At 64.0% G+C, this 17,594-nt stretch carries 17 protein-coding genes and 1 pseudogene; 9 read left to right on the top strand and 9 right to left on the bottom strand.

The features are described 5' to 3' along the window. Positions 1-26 precede the first annotated feature (26 nt). Positions 27-701, top strand: coding sequence for a RadC family protein (gene radC, locus PSEST_RS18495; RefSeq protein ID WP_015278460.1), 675 nt, complete (start codon positions 27-29; stop codon positions 699-701). A 3-nt stretch (positions 702-704) separates the two neighbouring features. Here the strand turns inward: radC and PSEST_RS18490 are convergent, their stop codons facing one another. Together PSEST_RS18490 and PSEST_RS18485 are read right to left on the bottom strand one after the other, a co-directional pair. Next, on the bottom strand, positions 705-2,048 hold the full coding sequence (locus tag PSEST_RS18490) for a hypothetical protein (RefSeq protein ID WP_015278459.1): 1,344 nt from the start codon (positions 2,046-2,048) through the stop codon (positions 705-707). A 3-nt stretch (positions 2,049-2,051) separates the two neighbouring features. After that, positions 2,052-2,495: a PaaI family thioesterase gene (locus tag PSEST_RS18485; protein WP_041756783.1), complete on the bottom strand. Its 444-nt coding sequence runs from the start codon at positions 2,493-2,495 to the stop codon at positions 2,052-2,054. Between the two features lie 118 nt (positions 2,496-2,613). On the opposite strand from PSEST_RS18485, the gene PSEST_RS18480 reads away from it, so the two are divergent. The 3 genes from PSEST_RS18480 (at position 2,614) to PSEST_RS18470 (ending at position 6,505) form a co-directional block, all read left to right on the top strand. Next, positions 2,614-4,140: a 3-hydroxyacyl-CoA dehydrogenase gene (locus PSEST_RS18480; RefSeq protein ID WP_015278457.1), complete on the top strand. Its 1,527-nt coding sequence runs from the start codon at positions 2,614-2,616 to the stop codon at positions 4,138-4,140. A 171-nt stretch (positions 4,141-4,311) separates the two neighbouring features. Beyond that, a complete protein-coding gene (locus PSEST_RS18475; RefSeq protein ID WP_015278456.1) occupies positions 4,312-5,877 on the top strand; it encodes a methyl-accepting chemotaxis protein in 1,566 nt (521 codons plus the stop codon). A gap of 103 nt (positions 5,878-5,980) precedes the next feature. Then, positions 5,981-6,505, top strand: a complete 525-nt coding sequence (locus PSEST_RS18470) for a DUF962 domain-containing protein (RefSeq protein ID WP_015278455.1) — start codon at positions 5,981-5,983, stop codon at positions 6,503-6,505. Positions 6,506-6,511: 6 nt separating this feature from the next. On the opposite strand, the gene PSEST_RS18465 is transcribed toward PSEST_RS18470, so the two are convergent. From PSEST_RS18465 to PSEST_RS18450, 4 genes are all read right to left on the bottom strand, one after another. Further along, on the bottom strand, positions 6,512-7,255 hold the full coding sequence (locus PSEST_RS18465; protein WP_015278454.1) for a hypothetical protein: 744 nt from the start codon (positions 7,253-7,255) through the stop codon (positions 6,512-6,514). Positions 7,256-7,412: 157 nt separating this feature from the next. Continuing rightward, the gene (locus PSEST_RS18460) at positions 7,413-8,960 is read right to left on the bottom strand and encodes a phospholipase D family protein (protein ID WP_015278453.1); all 1,548 of its coding nucleotides are present in this window, start codon (positions 8,958-8,960) and stop codon (positions 7,413-7,415) included. Positions 8,961-9,018: 58 nt separating this feature from the next. Beyond that, the gene (locus PSEST_RS18455) at positions 9,019-10,353 is read right to left on the bottom strand and encodes an NAD(P)/FAD-dependent oxidoreductase (protein WP_015278452.1); all 1,335 of its coding nucleotides are present in this window, start codon (positions 10,351-10,353) and stop codon (positions 9,019-9,021) included. A 103-nt stretch (positions 10,354-10,456) separates the two neighbouring features. Next, the gene (locus PSEST_RS18450; protein WP_003295466.1) at positions 10,457-10,945 is read right to left on the bottom strand and encodes an Lrp/AsnC ligand binding domain-containing protein; all 489 of its coding nucleotides are present in this window, start codon (positions 10,943-10,945) and stop codon (positions 10,457-10,459) included. A gap of 146 nt (positions 10,946-11,091) precedes the next feature. On the opposite strand from PSEST_RS18450, the gene dadA reads away from it, so the two are divergent. From dadA to PSEST_RS18425, 5 genes and pseudogenes are all read left to right on the top strand, one after another. Then, positions 11,092-12,390 carry a D-amino acid dehydrogenase gene (dadA, locus tag PSEST_RS18445; RefSeq protein WP_015278451.1) on the top strand — a complete coding sequence of 433 codons (1,299 nt, stop codon included), beginning with the start codon at positions 11,092-11,094 and terminating at the stop codon, positions 12,388-12,390. After that, positions 12,365-12,739 carry a RidA family protein gene (locus PSEST_RS18440; protein WP_015278450.1) on the top strand — a complete coding sequence of 125 codons (375 nt, stop codon included), beginning with the start codon at positions 12,365-12,367 and terminating at the stop codon, positions 12,737-12,739. The genes dadA and PSEST_RS18440 overlap by 26 nt, the downstream gene beginning before the upstream one ends. 118 nt (positions 12,740-12,857) lie before the next feature. Then, a complete protein-coding gene (locus PSEST_RS18435) occupies positions 12,858-13,406 on the top strand; it encodes a cupin domain-containing protein (protein ID WP_015278449.1) in 549 nt (182 codons plus the stop codon). Between the two features lie 161 nt (positions 13,407-13,567). Then, entirely contained in the window at positions 13,568-13,993 is a 426-nt protein-coding gene (locus tag PSEST_RS18430) for a c-type cytochrome (RefSeq protein ID WP_015278448.1), read from the top strand. A 134-nt stretch (positions 13,994-14,127) separates the two neighbouring features. Continuing rightward, positions 14,128-14,662 (top strand): annotated as a pseudogene (locus tag PSEST_RS18425) (cupin domain-containing protein). 7 nt (positions 14,663-14,669) lie between these two features. Here the strand turns inward: PSEST_RS18425 and PSEST_RS18420 are convergent. From PSEST_RS18420 to PSEST_RS18410, 3 genes are all read right to left on the bottom strand, one after another. Continuing rightward, the gene (locus PSEST_RS18420; RefSeq protein WP_015278446.1) at positions 14,670-15,242 is read right to left on the bottom strand and encodes a xanthine phosphoribosyltransferase; all 573 of its coding nucleotides are present in this window, start codon (positions 15,240-15,242) and stop codon (positions 14,670-14,672) included. A 136-nt stretch (positions 15,243-15,378) separates the two neighbouring features. Further along, positions 15,379-15,963 (bottom strand): 3-keto-disaccharide hydrolase, encoded by a 585-nt coding sequence (locus PSEST_RS18415; protein WP_015278445.1) that lies wholly within the window; start codon positions 15,961-15,963, stop codon positions 15,379-15,381. A 10-nt stretch (positions 15,964-15,973) separates the two neighbouring features. Next, a complete protein-coding gene (locus PSEST_RS18410; RefSeq protein WP_015278444.1) occupies positions 15,974-17,593 on the bottom strand; it encodes an alpha-amylase family protein in 1,620 nt (539 codons plus the stop codon). Position 17,594 lies beyond the last annotated feature (1 nt).

Below are 17,594 nucleotides of genomic sequence, written 5' to 3'. Positions count from 1 at the left end.
GTGGGCTTGCTCGACAGGGAGAGGACATGAGCATACGTGACTGGCCGGCGGCGGAGCGGCCGCGGGAAAAGCTACTGGAACAGGGCGCCGCCGCGCTTTCCGACGCCGAATTGCTGGCGATATTCCTGCGCACCGGAGTCGCCGGCAAGAGTGCGGTGGATCTGGCGCGGAACCTGCTCGCCGAGTTCGGCAGCCTGCGCGCGCTGCTGGAGGCGGACCTCGATCAATTCAGCGCACACCTGGGGCTTGGGCCGGCGAAGTTCGCCCAGTTGCAGGCGGTATTGGAGATGGCGCGCCGGCATCTGGCCGAACGACTGCGCCGCGATTCGGCGCTGGAGTCGCCGCAGGCGGTGCGCGACTATCTCAAGGCGCGCCTGCGCCACGAGCCGCACGAGCTGTTCGGCTGCCTGTTTCTCGATTCCAAGCATCGCGTGTTGGCCTTCGAGGTGCTGTTCCACGGCACCATCGATGGCGCCAGCGTCTACCCACGGCAGGTGGTCAAGCGCGCCCTTGCGCAGAATGCGGCGGCGGTGATCCTCACGCATAATCACCCGTCCGGTGTGGCCGAGCCGAGCCAGGCCGATCGTCAGCTGACTCAGCGCTTGAAAGAGGCGCTGGCGCTGATCGACGTGCGGGTGCTCGATCACTTCATCGTCGGTGACGGCGAGCCATTGTCGATGGCCGAATACGGCTGGATGTGAACGCTACGCCAGCAATGGCACCAACAGCAGCGGGCCGAGCACCAGCAGCACGAAACGGCCGTTCCAACCAAAGGCGATGCGCCACGGCGACAATTGCGCGTGGCGCGCCAGCATCAGCGCGGAAGGCCCATAGGGCGACAGCAGCATGGCCAGGGAGAAGCCGACCAGCAGCGCCACTGCGGGCTGCATGATCGCCACCCCATGTCCGGCCAGCTGCGCCAGCAATGCGGCACACAGACTCAGAGAGATGATCGGGGCGACGCCGAGCAGAGCCAGGGCAATGATCGCGAGCATGCCGGCGCTGCCGAGTCCGAACAGCGCCAGCGGTGTGCTGCTGAAGTGGCTGGCCAGGCGTTCGACCGGGATCAGTACCGCAGTGAGTCCGCCGAGCAGGGCCGAGCAGGCGAAGATGAAGGTCTCGTTGCGTATGCCGGCGAGGGTGTCGCGCACTTCGCTATAAACAGCCTTCGGTGCTCCACCCTGAGACAGCAGCATCCCTGTCACAGCGAGCGGCACCAGCAGCATGGCCGCCTGGGTTGCCGACAGCCAAGTCAGGTTGGCCAGCAGGGCGATCAGCAGGACGCCGACCAAGCTGCCGCAGAGCAGGCCGCGCAGTCCGTCGGCCGTGTCGGCTGGCGCCGTCGTTTGCGCCGACTCAGCGGTTGGCTGCAACTGCCGCAAGCGGCGGTTTTCCATTGGCCAGCCAACGACCAGAAGGATGGCGCCGCAGAGCAGGCCGAACGGTAGCAGGGCGCTCCAGCTCAGGCCGGGCAATTCGCGGGTGAGGATTGCCACGGCCACGCTGGTCGGTGCCAGCAATGGCACCAGGGCGAAACCACGGAGCGCCGTAACCATTACGCCCCTGGCACCTTCGCGGCGCTGTTGCTGGTTGTACGGCTGCCGCTCGAGATAGCGTTCCAGCGAACCGCAGACGAGATTGAGCATGCCGAAGCTCAGCACCGAGCTGATCGCAAAAGTGCTGAACAGATAGCTCGGATAAAGACTGGCGCGGGGCAGCCGCAACAATAGCCGATGCAGCTCACCGAGCTGTGGCAGCCGCCTGACTGCGCAGTGTGCAAGGCCGAGCGCACCGATAAAGGCGGCGTAGTAGGCTGCTGACGAGAGCATTCGCTGGGCCTGCTGCCAGTCGGGTTGGCCGAACAGCATCCAGTAGCCGAGCAGTCCCAGGGTGACCAGTCCGAGCCGGCGCGGGTAGGGCATCAGCGAGCACCAGTGCCAGACGAAGAACAGTACTAGCAGCGCACCGCTGATCACGCTCAGTAGCGACAGATGGGTGGCCAGGGCAAGCAGCTCGCAGACGAGTGCCAGTGGCAGCAGAGCGAGCATCGTTCAGGGCAGCTCGTTGCGCAGTTTGCCGCGCTTGTAGACGCCTTCACCGAACGCCAGCAACCGATCCTGTTCATCGAGCAGGTCGCAACTGGCCATAAATACCTTGTGGCCCGCGGAGCGACAGACGGCCACGGCGCGGATGCGGCTGCCGACCGGAGCCGGTGCGCTGAAGTTGACGCTCATCGACAGCGTAGTCGCCACACGGCGCTGCTCCGGCTGTGCCACCCAGGTCCCGCAAAGGCCCATGGCCACGTCCAGCAGGGTAGCCGTGACGCCGCCGTGCAGGTTGCTGGCGTTGTTCAGGTGGCGCGGCAACAACAGCAGCTCGACCACCACGCGCTCCGGGCCGTACTCCCTCAGGCGGCAGCCGAGGTCCTGGAAGAACCCGGTCAACGAGCTTTCAACCTGCTGAAGTGTGGCGGCGGGATAGGGCTGATCTGACATGAACGAGCGGTTCGCTGGCTGACTTGCGCTGGAGATTGGCAGTCTTTACGCTCACGGTCAATTCGATGGAATCTTGTTCCGCACTGCGAAATATCGCATTGCTCGTGAGGAGGTTTGCATGTTTGAGCGTATCGGCGTCGTCGGCGCAGGGGCCATGGGTCGCGGGATCGCGCAACTGTTCGCCGGCGCCGGCAAGCAGGTGTGGCTGCACGATTCACGCAGTGAGTCGATCAGTGACGCGCTGCGCTTCAACCGCGAGCTGCTCGAACGTGGCGTGGCCAAGGGGCGGCTGAGCGTTGCCGAGCTGGACGCCACGCTTGCGCGCATGCAGGCGGCACCCGCGCTGGCCGATCTGTCCGGTTGCGATCTGGTGATCGAGGCGATCGTCGAGAATCTCGAGATCAAGCAGGCGTTGTTCGTCGAACTGGAAGCACTGCTCGCCGAGGACGCGGTCCTTGCCACCAATACCTCCTCGCTTTCGGTCACGCGTATTGCCGCTGCCTGTCGGCTTCCGGGGCGGGTGGCGGGTTTTCATTTCTTCAACCCGGTGCCGCTGATGAAGCTGGTCGAAGTGGTGCGCGGCGAGCGCAGCGATCCGCAGGTCATCCAGCGGCTGGTAAAGCTGGCCGAAGACGCCGGGCATTTTCCGGCGATCACCCCGGATACCCCCGGTTTCCTGGTCAATCACGCCGGTCGCGCCTACAGCACCGAGGCCCAGCGCATTCTCGCCGAGGGCATCGCCGATGCCGAGCAGATCGACCGCATCCTCCGCGACGGGCCGGGCTTTCGCATGGGGCCTTTCGAGCTGTTCGATCTCACCGGGCTGGATATTTCCCATGCGGTGATGGAGTCGGTGTACCAGCAGTTCTATCAGGATCCGCGCTATACGCCGTCGTATCAGGCGGCGCAGCGGGTTGCCGCAGGGTTGCTCGGACGCAAGACCGGGCAGGGCTACTACCGCTACGAGAACGGTCAGCAGATCCGTACGCCGGAGCCACAGTTCTCGCCGGTTCGCATCGAGCGGCCGTTCTGGTTGGACAGTCAGGATCCGGCGTTGCGTTCGCAGCTGGCAGCCTTGTTGCAAGCGGCCGGTGCGCAGCTTGAATCGGGCGAGGTGCCATCGGCGCGCGCCATTTGCCTGATCACTCCCTTGGGCGAGGATGCCAGCAGCATGATCGCCCGGCTTGGTTTGCCAGCGGAGCGCTCTGTCGCGCTCGACCAGTTCTGCGATTTCGACCGACGTCGGGTGCTGATGCGTCAGCCAGCGCTTGCTGCGGCGATTGAAGCGCAGGCACGGCAAGCGCTGGGTAGCGATGGTGTGCCGGTCGAGGTGATCAACGACTCGCCCGGCTTCGTCAGCCAGCGCGTGGTTGCGAGCATCGTCAATCTGGGCTGCGAGATCGCCCAGAAGGGCATCGCCGACCCTCAGACGCTGGACCGCGCGGTCACCCTGGCGCTGGGTTATCCGAAAGGCCCGCTGGGATTCGCCGAGCACTACGGTGCGGCGCGAATCCTTGCCATCCTGCAAGCCATGCAGGGCTGCTATGGCGGCGAGGCGCGTTACCGTCCTAGCCCCTGGTTGCGTCGACGCGTGCAGCTATCGCTGCCGCTGACCGCAGCCGATCAGCCCGCCGCGCTGCGCTGACGGATGTCCCGACCGGCGGTGGGGGCTGGACGGCTTCAGTTTGTGCGGGAGCGGCCGCTAAGCCTGAAGTGAGCCTCCGATGACGGCACGTTGCTACTAAGGCACTACTGTTCTTTATCCGGGGCTATGGGTACAACGTCGGATCGATCCGACAAGAACAAGAGGCCGTCCATGAGCCCCGCCTACCGCCATCCCAAGCTCGTGGCGTTCCACGCCGCGTTGATCATAGGTTTGTTGCTTGTGCATTACTGGCTGGCTCCGCCGCTGGCAGTGACGGCGATATTGTTGCTCGCCGCAGCGCTCTGGCCCTGGTTCAGTGCATCGCTGGCGGCGAATGCTGACGCAGCGAGCGCTGACGATACGCCGCGTGCCTTCGCCGAACTGAGCAAGAACCTCTCGCGCAACACCTGTCACAACGCCTTGTCGGCTGCCCAGGTCGCCTACAGCGCCGAGCAGCTGGCCAGTCGGCTGCAATCGCAACTGCAGGCCGTGAGCGAAATTGCCAACGGCGCGCAGGCCATCGCCGCTACCGAGCAGGACAGCGCAGAGCGCGCCCGCCATACGCTGGACGCTGCGCAGGCGGTACGCCAGCGCAGCGATGCCGGGCAGGCGGAGTTGCAGAAGGCGATCGAGCGCATGCAGCAGCTCAGTGCGCAGACCCACGCCAGCCGCGAGTTGATCGACGGGCTTTCGGCACGCACTGAAGAGATCCGCCGGATCACCGACGTGATCCAGTCCATTGCCAGTCAGACCAACCTGCTTGCCCTGAATGCGGCCATCGAGGCTGCGCGCGCCGGTGAGGCCGGGCGTGGTTTCGCCGTGGTCGCCGATGAGGTTCGCAGCCTGGCGGCGCGTACCTCCAGTGCTACCGAGGAAGTCGGTCGCATGGTGGGCGACATTCGTCAGCAGAGCGAGGCGGTAGTCAGCTATATCCAGCGCCAGGGCAGCGAGCTGGATGCCGCTGCCGAACAGATTGCCGCCACCGGCGAGCAGCTCAGTGGCATCGCCGGCCTGGCCGGCAGCGTCGAAAGCCAGGTCGAGCAGATCACCACCGGCACCGCCGACAACCATCAGCGCCTAACCGGTCAGTTCGTCGCCCTCGATCAGTTGCGCGCCGACGCGCTGGACAGCGAAAAGCAGACCCGGCAGCTCGAGCAGGCTGCGGAACGACTGGTGGCGCAGGCCGAGAGTGCCAGCGAACAGCTGGCCGAGGTGCAGCTCGACGACTACCACCAGGCGATGTTCGATCTGGCTCGCCAGGGGGCGGCAGCGATTGCCGCACGGTTCGAGGCGGATATTGCCGCCGGACGCGTCAGTCTCGATGACCTGTTCGATCGCAATTATCGGGCGCAGCCCAATACCAATCCGGTCAAATACCAGACCCGCTTCGACCGCTACGCCGACGAGGTGCTGCCGGCGGTTCAGGAGCCGCTGCTGCAGCAGCATTCGGCGATGGTCTATGCCATCGCCACCACGCCCGAAGGTTACGTGCCGACGCACAATCGTGCATTCAGCCAGCCGCCGGTGGGCAATCCGGAAATCGACCGGGTCAAGAGCCGCAGCAAGCGCCTGTTCAACGATCGCACCGGCGGGCGTTGTGGCAGTCATCAGCGCCGGGTATTGCTGCAGACCTACAGCCGCGATACCGGCGAGCTGATGCACGATCTGTCGGTACCGATCATGGTCAATGGTCGGCACTGGGGCGGGCTGCGACTGGGTTATCGACCCGAGGAATAGCGCAGCCAACCTCGATCTTGGCGTGATTGCCTTGGCTGCTGACGAGGGCGGCAGCGCACCGACCGACTAAGCTTGGCGGACGCGAAATCTGGAGATGCCGCCAATGAAAACCCTCACCGATCACCTGGCGCAGTACGCGGCCTATCATCGTGACCCGCGCAACCTGCTCACCCATTTCATCGGCATTCCGCTGATCGTGCTGGCGGTTGCCGTGTTGCTGTCGCGGCCTGGCATCGACGTGGCTGGACTATGGCTCAGCCCGGCCGCACTGGTCTCGCTCGCGGCGGCGCTGTTCTATCTACGTCTCGATCTGCGTTATGGCCTGCTGATGGGCGCGGTGTTGCTGCTGAGCGTATGGCTGGGCGCGCGCCTTGCCAGCGCGACGACGGCGTTGTGGCTGGGCGTTGGGCTGGGATTGTTCGTGCTCGGCTGGGTGATCCAGTTCGTCGGGCACTATTTCGAGGGGCGCAAGCCGGCCTTCGTCGATGACCTTACCGGACTGATCATCGGCCCGCTGTTCGTCGCGGCTGAACTCGGTTTCATGCTTGGCCTGCGCGAACCGTTGCGCCTCGCCATCGAAGCGCGCGTCGGTCCGGTGCGTCTGCGCGAGTCGGCCGCCCACGGCTGACCGTGGTCAGGGTCTGGCGGCCATCCACTGGTCGCTGAGGCTGCGGGCATGACGGTCGACCATGATCGGCGCGAAGGGTCGGCCGGAGGCGGTGGTGAGGTTGTTGCTGGCGCTGTTCATGTCCTCGAGCGCTACCTTGAGAAAATCCCAGCGGGTCTTGAGCTTGGCCAGAGCGGGATCGCGCTTGCCGTCCAGCCCGGCTAGCTGCGCGTCGATGGCCGGCACCAGATTGCGTTCGTCCTGCCCGAGGTAGGTGTCCGGCTGTTCACGGGCGATCTCGAACGAGCCGATATAAGCGCGGCTGAGGTATTGCACGGCCAGGTACTCCACTTTCGCCGGCAGTTCCGCCTCGGTATCGGCGCCCTGCTGCGCGCGGGCGGCCGTAAGAAAGTCGCGCAATGCCTTGCTCATCTGCAGCGGCCAGCCCCAGGGCATGTCGTCTTCCTTGTAGCCGAAGCTGGCACCCTCCCGCAGCCGGGTCTGCAGTTCCAGGTGGCTTTCGCGAAGCGCGCTGGTGGGATTGGCGACCTTCAGCAAGGCAGCGTTCAGCGCGCGGATATCTTCCTCCAGGCGCAGCAGATGGGCTTTCTGGAAGCCTTCGCCGCGGTAGAGCAGCAAGCTGCTGGTGGCGCGGTTGGCATGGATCTGCATGCTCTGCAGAGGTGAGGTCGGTTCGGCCTGAGCCGCTTCGGTGAAGCCGGGCAGTATTGCGAGGATCAGCAATAGCCAGAGGCGAGTGGAACGGTCCATTGTCGTGCTCCTTTTTTATTTTTATAGAAGCTATGCGTGCGTGGCAGCAGCGTTCCTGAGCCTAACGGACCGCTGGCCAAGTGGTATCACCCCAAAGAATGATTTATGCCGAAGCGAATGCGCCACGGTGCAATCGTGCGGTGTTCGGACGCGAACGCTAGAGCATCTTCTCCAGGCCGATGATCTCGGCGAACCAGGCATTGAAGCGGCGCCAGAGCCCGCCCGGTTCCTTGTCGATCACGCGCAACCGCCCCTCATCCTCGGCGATCCATACCAGCTGCTTGCGGCCGTCGCGTTCCTCCAGGCGTACCTCGTAGCTGAGCGCTGGCGACATGCCCTCCAGCGTAAGCCGCTGAACCTCGCGGGCCAGCTCCTGGCTTTCCACCAGAACGCCCACCTCGCTGTTCCACAGCACGGAGCGCGGGTCGAGGTTCAACGAGCCGATGAAGACCTTATTCTGGTCGAACACTGCCGCCTTGCTGTGCAGGCTCGACTCCGACTCACCGAGAAAGCTGTAGGACGGCTCCTGCTCCGGTTGCCGGCGCAGTTCGAACAGGCGTACGCCGAGCTCCAGCATCGCCTCGCGATAGGGCGCGTAGCCACCGTGCACGGCCGGGACGTCGGTGGCCTCCAGGGAGTTGGTGAGAATACGCACGGTGACGCCGGCGCCGGTGCGATCAGCCAGATACTCGACGCCGCTGTCCGTGGGCACGAAGTAGGCCGATACCAGGGTCAGCTCGCGACTTACCGTCTGCATGGTCGGTGCGAGTTGGGTCGTCAGCAGCAGTGAGGTGGCCGGTATGCCTTCGGCCAGCAGCTTCTCCGGCGCGTCCCACATCGCCTCGCCGGGCGCCCAGATGAGGTCGTCCAGCCATTGCTGCAGTTGCGGATCCTGCTTGTACTGCATCAGCCGCTGGTACTGCTCGCTGTTGTCGTGACGCGCCTGCTGCAGGTAGTCACGCAGCTGTTTGCGTGCCTTGTCCAGCCGGCTGGGTTTCGGCTGCCACCAGAGAAATCGCTGGATGGGCACGCTCAACTGATTGTTCCAGTACTGATCGAAACTCTGTGCCAGTTGCTCGGCGACCGGGCCAGCACTGAGCAGATCGATATCGGTGAAGTTGAAGGCCTGATCGGCGTCGAAATACTCGTCGCCCAGGTTGCGGCCGCCGACGATAGCCAGGCTGCCATCGACCAGCATCAGCTTGTTGTGCATCCGTCGATGCTGCAACGACAGGTGCAGCAGTCGCCCCATGGTGCGGGTAATGCCGGTGCTGCGGCCAAGGTGCAGCGGATTGAAGACGCGGATCTGGACATTGGGGTGTGCTGCGAGGGTGCCAATGCGGTAGTCGTGGCCATCGCTGGTGGTGTCATCCAGCAGCAGGCGCACTCGCACGCCGCGGTCGGCAGCCTGCAGCAGCTCCTCGATCAGCGCGCGGGTGGTCATGCCGTCATGCACTATGTAGTACTGCACGTCCAGGCTGAGCTGCGCCGCGCGAATCATTTCGGTGCGGGCGGTGAATGCCTCGGTGCTTTCCGCTAGCAGACGATAACCGGAGTAGCCGTGCGGCTGCTCTGCAGCGAGCTGCTGGATGCGTCGTCCGAGCGGCGATGCATCCGGCGCCACCGAATAGGACTCACTGGGTGCAGGGTGGCTGGCACAGCCGACCAGCAGCAGAGCCAGCAGAAGCGTCAGGTAAGCGCGCAAGGTCTCTCCGATATGCGTCCGTTCATCAAGGCTTGGACGCTGCGCTTCGTCGGAAAATTCAGAAACGGTCTTTCAGCCGATACCAGAGCATGCCCAGGGCCAGCAGCGGCGAACGCAATGCCCGGCCACCGGGGAAGGTCGGATGCGGCACCTGGGCGAACAGGTCGAAGCCATGACTTTCCTGGGTGGCGATCGCTTCGGCCAGCAAGTGCCCGGCCAGGTGCGTGGCATTCAGACCGTGTCCGGAATAGGCCTGGGCATAGAACACGTTGGGCTGCTCTGGCAGCCGGCCGATCTGCGGCAGCCGGTTGGCGCCGATGCCGATCATGCCGCCCCACTGGTAGTCGATGCCGATGCCGATCAGCTGCGGGAATACTTCGAGCATCTTCGGCTGCATGTAAGCGGCGATATCTTTCGGATCACGGCCGGAGTAGTGGCAGGCACCGCCGAACAGCAATCGGCCATCGGCGCTGAGACGGAAGTAGTCGAGTGCCACCCGCTGATCGCATACCGCCATGTTCTGCGGCAGCAGTTCACGCTGCAGCGGTTCCGGCAGTCGCTCGGTGGCGATGATATAGCTGCCGGCTGGCAGCACCTTGCCCGCCAGCTTCGGCTGCAGGCCATTGAGGTAGGCATTGCAGGCCAGCACGAGGTTGTCCGCGTGCACCACGCCCTGGGCGGTATGCAGCGCTACTTGCGGGCCGTACTCGATGCGCTCGACCGCCGATTGTTCGAACAGGCGCACGCCTAGCGATTGCGCCGCAGCGGCCTCGCCGAGCGCCAGGTTCAACGGGTGCAGGTGTCCCGAGCCCATGTCCAGCAGACCGCCGAGATAGCGCTGCGAGCCCACCACCGTGGCCAGGTTGGGACGCGACACGCGCTGCAGCGGGTGTGGATAGCCGAGGCGCAGCAGGTCGGAGTATTCCTCGTCGAAGCCTTTCAGGTGTCGCGGCTTGGTGGCGAGGTCGCAGTAGCCCCAGGTCAGGTCGCAGTCGATGGCGTAGCGCTCGATGCGCTGGCGAACGATGTCCACGGCTTCGAAGCCCATGCGCTTGAGCTCGTCGACACCTTCTTCACCGAGGATGTTGGTGAACTGCTCGACGTCATGGCCGACGCCGCGGATCAGCTGGCCGCCATTGCGCCCGCTGGCGCCCCAGCCGATGCGGTGCGCTTCCAGCAGGATGACGCTGAGCCCGCGTTCGGCCAGTTCGATGGCGGTATTTAGGCCGGAGAAGCCGCCACCGACGATGCACACGTCGGCTCGCTGTTCGCCCTGCAGGGGCTCGAAGGATAGCTCGCGGTTGACGCTCGCGGCATAGTAGGAAGGTGCATGGTCGCTGGTGTTCGAAGCGGATGCACGATGATTCACTGAAGTGTCATGAAAGGTCTGCATCTTTCTAGGGTAGACCGGAGCGGTGCCGCGGGGCAAAGGCGAGCTGGACCGACGGTGGCGCGACTGGCTTCTCGCGGTACGTCCGGATACGCACCCGGACGCTCTAGTCCGGCACCGGCAGGTCAAGCGACTCCTTGATCTCCTCCATCACGATATAGCTCTTCGACTCGCGCACATGGGGCAGCTTCAGCAGGATGTCGCCGAGCAATTTGCGGTAGGAGGCCATTTCCGAGATCCGCGCCTTGACCAGGTAATCGAAGTCACCGGAAACCAGGTGGCATTCGAGCACGTGCGGCAACTTGAGCACGGCGCGGCGAAACTCCTCGAAGATGTCGCCCGATTTGTACGCCAGGCTGATCTCGACGAAGACCAGCAGGCCCGCCTTCAGATGCTGCGGGTTCAGCCGCGCGGAGTAGCCCATGATGATGCCCTCGCGCTCCAGCCGTCGCACCCGCTCCGTGCAGGGCGTGGTCGACAGGCCGACGCGCTCACCCAATTCGGTGAAAGGCAGGCGCCCTTCGGCTTGCAGAATACGCAGGATATGGCGGTCGATCTTGTCCAGTTCGCGGCGTGTCTGATGGCGGGTTCTCAAGGGATATGCCCTCCGAATAAAGCGCGTTTGGCGTGAATAAAGGCCAAAGATAGCTTTTTATATGGTGAATAACACTGCCTCTGCCTTTTTATACTCCGCTTCAATAGTGATCCGGAAAAGTCCGTTCGAGCGGGCGGGAGGCTGCAATGCGTGTACTGGTATTGGGTAGCGGGGTGGTCGGTACGGCCAGCGCCTACTATCTGGCGCGAGCCGGTTTCGAGGTGGTGGTGGTCGATCGGCAACCAGCCGTCGCGATGGAAACCAGTTTTGCCAATGCCGGTCAGGTCTCGCCGGGTTATGCCTCGCCCTGGGCCGCGCCCGGCGTGCCGCTCAAGGCCATGAAGTGGCTGTTGCAGCGCCATGCACCGCTGGCGATCAAGCTCACCGGTGACGTCGACCAGTATCTGTGGATGGCGCAGATGCTGCGCAATTGCACCGCGGCGCGCTATGCGGTGAACAAGGAGCGCATGGTGCGGCTGTCCGAGTACAGTCGCGACTGCCTCGACGAACTGCGCGCCGAAACCGGTATCGCCTATGAGGGCCGTCAGCTCGGTACCACGCAGCTGTTCCGCACCCAGGCCCAGCTGGATGCCGCGGCGAAGGACATTGCCGTACTGGAGCGTTCCGGCGTGCCCTATGAGTTGCTCGATCGCGCCGCCATCGGTCGTGTCGAACCGGCCCTGGCGAAGGTCGCGCACAAGCTGAGCGGAGCCCTGCGCCTGCCCAACGACCAGACCGGCGACTGCCAGATGTTCACCTCACGGCTGGCCGAGATGGCGCTGGCACTGGGTGTCGAGTTCCGCTTCGGGCAGAACATCCAGCGCCTGGAGCATGCCGGTGACCGCATCGCCGGGGTCTGGATCGACGGCAAGCTGGAAACCGCGGACCGCTACGTGCTGGCGCTCGGCAGCTACAGCCCGCAGATGCTCAAGCCGCTGGGCATTCGCGCGCCGGTCTACCCGCTCAAGGGCTATTCGCTGACCGTGCCGATCAGCGACCCGGCAATGGCGCCGCAGTCGACCGTGCTCGACGAGACCTACAAAGTCGCCATTACCCGTTTCGATCAGCGCATCCGTGTCGGTGGCATGGCGGAGATCGCCGGGCACGACCTGTCGCTCAACCCGCGCCGTCGGGAAACACTTGAAATGGTCGTCGGTGATCTTTATCCGCAAGGCGGCGATCCGGCGGAAGCAGTATTCTGGACCGGCCTGCGACCGGCCACGCCCGATGGCACACCGATCATAGGCGCCACCGCGTATCGCAACCTGTACCTCAATACCGGTCACGGCACGCTGGGCTGGACCATGGCCTGCGGCTCCGGCCGGGTTTTGGCTGATCTGCTCGCGTCCAAGCGTCCGCAAATCAGTACCGACGGGCTGGATATCTTCCGTTACGGCAAGCACAAGGAGACACGTAAACATGCCCATCCGGCGGCTGCACACTGAAACCCGCTACAGCGAGGCGGTGATCCACAACGGCGCGGTTTATCTGTCCGGGCAACTGGCTGACGACCTGAGCGGCGATATCCGCGAGCAGACCCGCGAAACGCTATCGAGCATCGAGCGCCTGCTTGCGGAGGCGGGAACCAGCAAGGCCCGTCTGCTTTCGGCAACCATCCACCTCAAGGATATCGCCGCCGATTACGCCGGGATGAACGAGGTGTGGGACGCTTGGATTACGCCGGGTACCGCGCCGGCACGCACTACCGTCCAGGCATTGATGTATTCGCCGGATGTGCGGGTGGAGATCACCGTCATCGCTGCCATGCCCGACCTTGCTGGCCCGGTGCTTTGAAGGCCGGCTAAGCCGCGTGTGCCGGGCGACCAGACGTCCGGAGGCGGTGTTGTAAATTCTGAACGCTGTAGCCATGATAGCCCCCTCTTCGCATCGCTCTTGAAAGGGGGCTCCCGTATTGGACGTTGGCGTTCGACTGCAAACCATCCGCAAGCTCAAGGGTCTGTCCCAGCGTGAACTCGCCAAGCGCGCCGGCGTTACCAACAGCACGATTTCCATGATCGAGAAGAACAGCGTCAGCCCTTCGATCAGTTCGCTGAAGAAGGTGCTCAGCGGCATCCCGATGTCGCTGGTCGAATTCTTCTCGCCCGACTTCGATCAGGACAGCGACACCCAGGTGGTCTACAAGGGCAGCGAGCTGATCGACATCTCCGACGGCGCGGTGAGCATGAAGCTGGTTGGCAAGGCGCATCCCGGGCGCGCCATTGCCTTTCTCGCCGAAACCTATCCGCCTGGCTCGGATACCGGGACGGACATGCTCTCGCACCAGGGCGAGGAGGCCGGAATGCTGGTCGAGGGCCGCCTGGAACTGACCGTGAACGGTCAGGTATATGTGCTGGAAAGCGGCGACAGCTACTACTTCGAGAGCAGCAAGCCGCATCGTTTTCGCAATCCGTTCGACGCGCCAGCCAGGTTGATCAGTGCAACGACGCCGGCGAACTTTTAACCGTATCGGCCTCGATTTGTACGAAAGTTGCGATGCGACAAAGCGTCGCGGAGAATCGCCGGGCCTTTCGTATTGTTTCGGCCGGCATGGCTTGCCGTTATACTGACCGCCGCTCGCGATACCGTGGCCGCGGGCGTGTCTAGCCACAATGAGGGTGTAAGGTGAACCTGATTAAGAAGATCCTGGTAGCACAGACTGCCGTATTGGCCCTGTGGGCAATGAGCGCCCAGGCTGCGACCGACGAAGCAATCGCCGAGCGCCTCAAGCCGGTGGGTAGCGTATGTATTCAAGGTGAAGAGTGTGCCGCTGCTGGTGCCGGCGCTGCCGTAGCCGCTGGTGGTGCCGCTCGTAGCGGTTCCGACGTGTACGGCAAGTTCTGCACTGCCTGCCACGGTTCGGGTCTGCTGAACGCACCGAAGACCGGTGACAACGCTGCCTGGTCGGCGCGTGCCGATGCCGCCGGTGGTCTGGACGGTCTGCTCAAGCACGCGATCAGTGGTATCAACGCCATGCCGCCGAAGGGCACCTGTGGCGACTGCTCCGATGACGAGCTGAAGGCCGCCATCCAGCACATGTCCGGCCTCTGATCGAGCGCCAAGCGTCACCAGCAAAGCCGCCTTCGGGCGGCTTTGTCGTTTCTGCGGGGAGCAAAGTGAGTAGGGCTTGAGTCGAACTCGGTACGGCCGACCGGTCGGATTCCATGGCGACGGAGGAGTCCCGCATGCCCAGTTCCGCACCACAACCCGAGCAGCTGCGCCTAGCCAGTGACGGACGCACGCCCAACAGCCCGCACCCCGTATTGATCTATCGTCAGTTGCCGTTGGCCGGCCCGACTCCGGCCGAAGCCTTCGAACGGCTGTTCGACAGTCATCTCTGGCCTTCCGCCTGGCGCGGGACGGTTTACGACTACCATCACTATCACTCCACCGCCCACGAGGTGCTCGGCGTGGCCAGCGGCTGGGCGCGGGTCATGCTGGGCGGTGAGCATGGACAGGAGGTCGAGCTGAAAGCTGGCGATGCCGTGGTGCTTCCGGCCGGGACCGGGCACTGCGCGCTGCAGGCGAGTGAGGACTTTCAGGTAGTGGCCGGCTATCCGGTCGATCAGCAGTACGATATGCAGCGGCCGGACGCGGCCACCCACGACGCGGCGCGCGAGCAAATCGCCCGGGTCGGCGTGCCCATCAGCGATCCGCTGGCAGGCACGGGGCGCGTTGGTGCCGCTATGGCGCGGCGAGGCGGCGCCGCTCAGTCGATGAATTGCACTCAGTCTATGAATTGCACTTGGCCATCGGCCAGCGAGGCGACCCGGGCCAGCGACTCGACGCGGTAGCCGGCTTCTTCCAGCTCCTGGCGACCGGCCTGGAAGGCTTTTTCGATGACGATACCGAGGCCGGCGATGCAGGCACCAGCCTGGTTGATGATCGAGATCAGCCCCTTGGCGGCTTTGCCGTTGGCGAGGAAGTCATCGATGATCAGCACGCGGTCGTTCGAAGACAGATGCTGGGTCGAAACCGCGATGGTGCTCTCCACCTGCTTGGTGAACGAATAGACCGTGGCGGTGAGCAGGTTGTCCTGCAGGGTCAGCGACTGGTGTTTGCGCGCGAAGATCACCGGCACGCCCAGCTCCAGGCCGGCCATGACCGCCGGTGCGATGCCGGAGGCCTCGATGGTGACGATCTTGGTAATGCCTTCGTCGCGGAACAGGCGGGCGAATTCCTTGCCGATCGCCTGCATCAGCACCGGGTCGATCTGATGGTTGAGGAACGCGTCGACCTTCAGTACCCGGTCGGAAAGCACGATGCCCTGACTGCGAATCTTATCTTTCAGCTGTTCCACGAACGCTACCTCAAGCGTGGGCGGCCGCGGCTTGCCTGACGCTAGGCGCCGGGGCGCTTCTGCCGTCACTGCGTTTCGCAGCCTGGGAAAGCCGCGCATTCTCGCTCAATTCGCGGCGGCGATCCAAGGTCGGCGTTCAGCTCAGCGGTTCGATCGACAGGCGGCGAAAGCGCACCGCCTCGCCGTGGTGCTGGAGCACGATATGTCCGGTCTGCGCCTGGGCGAACAGCGGCTTGTCGGCGAACTTGCTGGATTCGATTCGCGTGTGCAAGGCTGGGTCGTCCAGGCGATAACTCAGCACCATACGATTGCCTAGCCAGTGCTCGACGTCCGCACCGCGTAGCTTCAGCGCACCTTCCATGAAACTGCCCGGTTCGATCGGGGTTGCCTGCTGCGTGGCGAGTAGCCCGTACAGGGCGCCGTTGCGCGTGGTCGGCTCGGCACCGTCGGGATGAACTTCATCATCGAGCAGCTGCATCTCCGGTCCGCTGTGCCAGGCGAGGTCGGCGCTCTCGTCGACGCGGTAGAACACCCCGGAATTCCCTCCCACCGGCAGGGCGTATTCGAAGCGTAGGATGAAATCGCCATAGCGCTCGCGTGAAATCAGATCGACCCTGGGTGCGCCGACGATGGCGCACAGCTGTTCATCGTCGCGATACCAGCTGTTCTCGGGAAATTCGTCGCCATGCCAGGCGCGCCACTGCGTAGCGTCGAGAATCATCCTGCAGCCCTCATCCGAACAGTTGCTGTTTGCGCCGCAGCCAGCGGTAGCCATACGGGCCAAGGCGGATTTTCAGCGGCGTGCCTTCCGGCTGGTCATAGTCGCAGTCGGCGAGCACATCGACCATGTCCTGCAGGTCGTCGTCAGTGATCTCCACTGTGGTTTCCTGATCCGCCAGATTGACCAGCATGAGTACGGTCGAGCCGTTGTCGTGGCGAATGGCGAACACCGCCGGGTCGTTCACCTCGACGGTCGTGCGCTTGCCGATGCCTATTTCGCGCAGGCCGATGCGCGTACGGATCATGTTGCCGGTGCGCGCCATCAGCGAGTCGCTACGCAGGGTCTGGGCGAACACGTTGATCTTCTCGTAGGTGAAGGGGCCTTCGTCGATCACCGGCGCGGCTAGTTCACCTTTGGTGCAGGAAAAGCCGGCGTTGGGCTCGTTGGACCATTGCATCGGCGTGCGTACGGCCAACCGCTCAGGGCGATCGAGGTCGTCACCCATGCCGATTTCCTCACCGTAGCGGATGATCGGCGTACCAGGCAGGGAGAAGAGCAGGGCATGGGTAGCGGCGATGCGACGCTCATCGCCATCGAGCATCGGCGCGAGGCGTCGACGAATACCGCGGTTGTAGGCACGCATGTTCTCGTCGGGGGCGAAGGTGTCCATCACCTCGTTGCGTTCATCCTCTTCCAGGCGGTCGAGGCTCAGCTCGTCGTGGTTGCGAATCCACAGCGCATATTGCGAATGGCTGGGCGGCAGCGGTTGGCTGTTCAGTGCCCGCACCAGCGGCTCGGCCTGCTGCCGCGCCAGGGAAAGGAACAGGTGATTGTTGGTCCAGAAATCCAGCAGCAGGGTGACGCGGTCGGCTTCGTCGCCGAAGTATTCGACGTATTTGTCCGGATCGGTATCGATCTCGCCGAGCAGCACGGTTTCCGGGCGGCGCATGGTGACGAAATCGCGCATGTGCTCGAGCAGCCAGTAACCCTTCTCCAGTTCACCACCGCCAGCCTGGCGCACCATATGCACCGCGGCGTCGATGCGAAAACCGGAAACGCCCAGGCGCAGCCAGAACGACATGATCCGCTCGATCTCGTGGATGACCCGCGGGTTGGTCAGGTCGAGGTCCGGCTCATGCTTGTAGAACAGGTGGCGGTAGTACTGGCCGGCTTCCTCGTCCCAGGTCCAGATGCTGTCTTCGACGGTCGGGAAAATCGGCTCCATGAAGTCGTCGGGCTCGTCGGCCCAGATGTAGTAGTCGCGATAGGGCGAGTTGCGGTCGCGGCGCGCCTCCTGAAACCACTTGTGCTGGATGGAGGTGTGCTGCACCACCAGCTCGATGATGACGTGCAGGCCCAGTTCCTCGGCCTTTTCCAGCAGCGCGACGATGTCCGCCAGATCACCGAAGCGTTCGTCCACCTGCAGGTGATCGCTGATGTCGTAGCCGGCATCCTCGAACGGCGACTGATAGAACGGCATGAGCCATACGGCGGTGCAGCCGAGGCCGCGAATGTAGTCGAGCCGTTCGGTGATGCCGCGCAGATCGCCGCAACCGTCGCCATTGCTGTCACGAAACAGCGTGGGGTCGATCTGATAGATCGCCGCGTTGCGGTACCAGAGTGGACGCATG

The sequence above is a fragment of the Stutzerimonas stutzeri RCH2 genome (genome assembly GCF_000327065.1).
In the GTDB taxonomy this organism is placed as follows: domain Bacteria; phylum Pseudomonadota; class Gammaproteobacteria; order Pseudomonadales; family Pseudomonadaceae; genus Stutzerimonas; species Stutzerimonas stutzeri_AE.
Note: the sequence above shows the minus strand (reverse complement) of the source record. Positions and strands in the feature narration are given on the sequence as shown.

Coding starts and splice junctions, on each gene's coding strand:
- PSEST_RS18480 (WP_015278457.1), top strand. CDS start 2,614: ATGTTTGAGCGTATCGGCGTCGTCGGCGCAGGGGCCATGGGTCGCGGG.
- PSEST_RS18465 (WP_015278454.1), bottom strand. CDS start 7,255: ATGGACCGTTCCACTCGCCTCTGGCTATTGCTGATCCTCGCAATACTG.
- PSEST_RS18410 (WP_015278444.1), bottom strand. CDS start 17,593: ATGCGTCCACTCTGGTACCGCAACGCGGCGATCTATCAGATCGACCCC.
- PSEST_RS18490 (WP_015278459.1), bottom strand. CDS start 2,048: ATGCTCGCTCTGCTGCCACTGGCACTCGTCTGCGAGCTGCTTGCCCTG.
- radC (WP_015278460.1), top strand. CDS start 27: ATGAGCATACGTGACTGGCCGGCGGCGGAGCGGCCGCGGGAAAAGCTA.
- PSEST_RS18475 (WP_015278456.1), top strand. CDS start 4,312: ATGAGCCCCGCCTACCGCCATCCCAAGCTCGTGGCGTTCCACGCCGCG.
- PSEST_RS18415 (WP_015278445.1), bottom strand. CDS start 15,963: ATGATTCTCGACGCTACGCAGTGGCGCGCCTGGCATGGCGACGAATTT.
- PSEST_RS18440 (WP_015278450.1), top strand. CDS start 12,365: ATGCCCATCCGGCGGCTGCACACTGAAACCCGCTACAGCGAGGCGGTG.
- PSEST_RS18470 (WP_015278455.1), top strand. CDS start 5,981: ATGAAAACCCTCACCGATCACCTGGCGCAGTACGCGGCCTATCATCGT.
- dadA (WP_015278451.1), top strand. CDS start 11,092: ATGCGTGTACTGGTATTGGGTAGCGGGGTGGTCGGTACGGCCAGCGCC.
- PSEST_RS18455 (WP_015278452.1), bottom strand. CDS start 10,353: ATGCAGACCTTTCATGACACTTCAGTGAATCATCGTGCATCCGCTTCG.
- PSEST_RS18485 (WP_041756783.1), bottom strand. CDS start 2,495: ATGTCAGATCAGCCCTATCCCGCCGCCACACTTCAGCAGGTTGAAAGC.